The organism is Streptomyces sp. NPDC059010 (assembly GCF_042740355.1).
Lineage (GTDB): Bacteria > Actinomycetota > Actinomycetes > Streptomycetales > Streptomycetaceae > Streptomyces.
In genome coordinates, this window is sequence record NZ_JBHYJA010000001.1 from 134,259 (window position 1) to 137,891 (window position 3,633).

Below are 3,633 nucleotides of genomic sequence, written 5' to 3' on the forward strand. Positions count from 1 at the left end.
ACACTCCGCCCCCCCCCGCCCCCCCCCCATCACAACCCCTCTCCCCCCACCCCCCACCCCCCACCCACCCCCCCCCCCCACGACTCTTCACGAGCAGCCTGGCCGACTTTGCCTAATAAGCCCCTTTTGCTCAAAGTGGGGCTATTGCCCCGATTGGTTGGCCGTTGGCCTAGTAAGGTCCGTTCACATTGTCGATCGAGCCATAGCGTGCGGCCGCGTAGTTGCACGCGGCCACGATGTTCGCGACCGGGTCGAAGGGGTCGAACACCGTACCCGGCACGTGGTAGGTCGCGAAGGTCGGGTCGATGACCTGCAGAAGGCCCTTGGACGGGGTGCCCGCGACAGCGTTGGAGTCCCAGTTGTTCATGGCGCCCGGGTTGCCGGACGACTCACGCATGATGTTGCGGTGAATGCCGTTGTATGAACCGGGAATTCCGTTCTGCTCCATGATGTCCAGGGCGTTGCGGATCCAGCCGTCGAGGTTGTCCGGGTACGACTTCACGGAGGCCTGGGTGGCCTTGGCGACGGCGGACTTCTTGGCGGGCGCGGACGCCTTGCCAGCCGTCGTGCTCGCCTTCTTCGTCGCCCGGACCTTCAGATCGACGCCGGGGTGGATCAGCCGGGGGTTGTCGCCGACGGCCTTGCGGTTGTCCTTGTAGAGCTGCCGCCAGCCGCCCTGGGCGTCGTAGCGGTCGGCGATGCCGTAGAGCGAATCGCCCTTCTTCGTGGTGTAGGTGATGGTCCCGGTCTTCGCCGTGGTGGCGGTCTGGACCGGCTCGGCGGCGCTCGCGGTGGTCGCGCTCAGGAGCGGGAGGGCGAGGGCGGCGGTGCCGGTTCCGGCGACGATGACGTGGCGGGTGAGCGGATTGGTGCGGGGGCGGCGGTGCTTGCCTCGGGGCATGGCGCTGTTCCTCTCCGACGCCTGCGAGGTGAGCTGTCGGGTTCGGGCGGGGAGGTGCCCGGTCGCGCCTGTGGCGGCGCGACTTCACCCCGAGCCGCTCCGGTGCGCCATCAAGGCGGCCGGTCCGGCGACTTACCTGGGTCCCCCGCTCCTGCCGTGCGTGTGTGAGTGCGTGGGTGGGTGGGTGACTCGGGCGGCGGCAGGATTCGGCGTCCGCCCGACGAGCGGGAACGTATGCGAGAGCACATGCCCGGAACAAGTGTCATGGGTGCCTGTCGTGCCGGTTGACCATGGTCTGGTGTGTATGGGGCGCTTGATCCTTTGCGGTTGCCAAGTCTCAACTTGGGCTTGATGCAAGGGGGGAAGGGGTGCGCCGGGCCGGGCGTGTCGCCCTCGCCGCGTGACTCAACTCACTGGCATCCACAAGAGCGGCAAATCGGGCAATGGCTCCAACTCGCCGTTATCCGGCTGTCCGTGGAGTCCGTTTCTCCCGTGTCTGACGGAAAAGCACCTCTTCGCCCTCCAGGTAGAACGCCACGGTGAACTCCATTCCGTCGGGGTGCACGCGCGTGCCGCCGTAGCGGGGGTCGACCGTCAGGCGCCCCAGGCGCGCATGTCGACCGCGAGGACGGAACCTCCCATGTAGTGCGCGTCGTTGTCATAGCGATCGTCCGTGGAGCGGACCGTGACGATCGCCTTGAGCGGCTCGGGCGTGAGGGCCGCGATCTGGAGGGAGCTGAAGCCGCCCCAGGAGATGCCGAACATGCCACCCGGCCAGTTCCGTCGCCGAGTGCGTCAGCGGGCGCCACACGCGCGCGTGGAGCAGCGTCCCGTCCGGGAACGGGATCCGCAGGTCGTCATGAGCCGTATCGAAGGGGAAGGACGTACGGATGCGCAAAGTAGGCGGGCAGGGAGGCGTCGTCGTAGAGCTTCACGGTCTCGGCCTGGATGCCGGTGGCGAGGGTGGGGGAAAGGGGCCAGAGGGGCATGACGTAGTCGTCCCAGGAGTGCCCGGACGTCGGCAGCGCCGTCAGCAGGAACGGCAGGCCGCCGAAGCGGTCCACGGTCGGCCGGTCCGCGGCGGCATGCTGCCGTCCGGCCAGGTCGCGGTGGCCGACGGCGTACTGGACCAGGCCGAGGGGCAGCCTGCCGGCCATGGTGGCGGCATTGGGCTTGAGCGGCCCCGTGCCCGGGCTGATCAGGCCGAGGTCCGACCGCGTCATGGCGGCGGTCGGCACCGCCACGCGGTCGGCGAGCGGGTCGTCGGCGACGGACGGGGCAGCGACGGGGGTGGGGGCGACGGAGACGGAGGTTCCGGCCGACATGCCCATACCGTCGGAGGAGGCAGTGAGCAGGCCTCTGGGCTGGCCGAAGAGGGCGTGGTCGTCGCGGGGCGGGGGTCCGCTGCCTGGCCCGATGTCGACGTCGATACGAGACATCGGCCGCTACTTCCATATAAATGGATAGATGTGCGGCCTTATCAGGTGATCAAAAACATACCGGTCGTGATCCGATACCGCCCGTCGTGGACGGGTGGGCGGCATCGGTGATCGAAACGTGACCGGATACGCTGACTTGAGTGATGTCAGCGACCTATCGACAAACCGTGTAACCGCCAGTGGACACCAGCAGACAGGAGACCCCTCGTGACCGTCGTCGGGCCGTTCGGGCTGAGCGTGCGGGACCAGGCTCTGGAAGCCGATGTCCAGGCCGGAATGGCGGCTGTCGAGGAGGGATTGCTCGAAGCCACCAAGAGTGAGGTCCCCTTCATCACCGAAGCAGCCCAGCATCTGGTGCGAGCGGGGGGAAAGCGGTTCCGGCCGTTGCTCGTGATGCTCACTGCCCAGTTCGGGGACCCCTATGCACCGGGCGTCGTGCCGTCGGCCGTGGTGGTGGAGCTGACCCATCTGGCGACGCTGTACCACGACGACGTGATGGACGAGGCGGCGGTACGGCGCGGGGTCGACAGCGCGAACGCCCGCTGGGACAACTCGGTTGCCGTGCTGACCGGGGACTTCCTGTTCGCGCGCGCGTCGCACATCCTCGCCGACCTCGGGCCCGAGGCGGTGCGGGTGCAGGCCGAGGCGTTCGAGCGGCTGGTCACCGGGCAGATCCTGGAGACGGCGGGGCCGCAGGACGGGCGGGATCCGGTGGAGCACTACCTCGATGTGCTCAGCGGGAAGACCGGGTCGTTGGTGGCGGTGTCGTGCCGGTTCGGGGCGATGATGTCGGGCGCCGACGAGACGGTCGTCGATGTGCTGACCCAGTACGGGGAGCGGCTGGGCGTCGCCTTCCAGTTGGCGGACGACGTGCTGGACATCGCGAGTGAATCCCGGGAGTCCGGCAAGACGCCGGGGACGGATCTCCGGGAGGGGATTCCGACGCTGCCCGTGCTGCGGTTGCGGGAGCGGGCCGAGCGGTTGGGGCTGGCGGAGGATGTCGCGCTCCGCGAGCTGCTGGACTCCGATCTGAGTGACGACGCGCGGCTTGCGGAGGCGTTGGCTCAGCTTCGGGTGCATCCGGCGTTGGAGCAGGCTCGGCGGGACACGGTGCGGTATGCGGAGGATGCGCGGGCCGCGCTGGCGCCGTTGCCGGACGTTGACGCCAAGGCCGCGCTGATGGAGCTGTGCGACGCGGTGGTGCATCGGGCCGGGTGAGGTGAGGGGGTTCTCGCCCCCGCCGCCCCTACCCGTCCCATCCGCAGGGGCTTCGCCCCTTCGACCCCACCAGGG

3 protein-coding genes, 1 pseudogene and 1 riboswitch are annotated in these 3,633 nt (G+C 68.9%); of the genes and pseudogenes, 1 reads left to right on the plus strand and 3 read right to left on the minus strand.

The genetic code is table 11. From position 1 onward, the window contains the following. Nucleotides 1-169: 169 nt before the first annotated feature. From ACFWYS_RS00660 to ACFWYS_RS00670, 3 genes and pseudogenes are all read right to left on the minus strand, one after another. A complete protein-coding gene (locus ACFWYS_RS00660; RefSeq protein WP_384761737.1) occupies nucleotides 170-901 on the minus strand; it encodes a LysM peptidoglycan-binding domain-containing protein in 732 nt (243 codons plus the stop codon). A gap of 5 nt (nucleotides 902-906) precedes the next feature. Continuing rightward, a riboswitch (cyclic di-AMP (ydaO/yuaA leader) is annotated at nucleotides 907-1,072 on the minus strand. 426 nt (nucleotides 1,073-1,498) lie between these two features. Further along, nucleotides 1,499-1,799, minus strand: a pseudogene (locus ACFWYS_RS00665) (CocE/NonD family hydrolase); the annotation flags it as partial. Continuing rightward, entirely contained in the window at nucleotides 1,759-2,340 is a 582-nt protein-coding gene (locus tag ACFWYS_RS00670; protein WP_384761739.1) for a hypothetical protein, read from the minus strand. The gene ACFWYS_RS00670 and the pseudogene ACFWYS_RS00665, both read right to left, overlap by 41 nt. A 207-nt stretch (nucleotides 2,341-2,547) precedes the next feature. Here ACFWYS_RS00670 and ACFWYS_RS00675 point away from each other — a divergent pair, with 207 nt between their 5' ends. Then, on the plus strand, nucleotides 2,548-3,558 hold the full coding sequence (locus tag ACFWYS_RS00675) for a polyprenyl synthetase family protein (protein ID WP_384761741.1): 1,011 nt from the start codon (nucleotides 2,548-2,550) through the stop codon (nucleotides 3,556-3,558). Nucleotides 3,559-3,633: the final 75 nt, after the last annotated feature.

What these genes read in the sequence shown, in the direction of transcription:
- ACFWYS_RS00660 (WP_384761737.1), bottom strand. Translation starts at nt 901, where the DNA reads ATGCCCCGAGGCAAGCACCGCCGCCCCCGCACCAATCCGCTCACCCGC.
- ACFWYS_RS00670 (WP_384761739.1), bottom strand. Translation starts at nt 2,340, where the DNA reads ATGTCTCGTATCGACGTCGACATCGGGCCAGGCAGCGGACCCCCGCCC.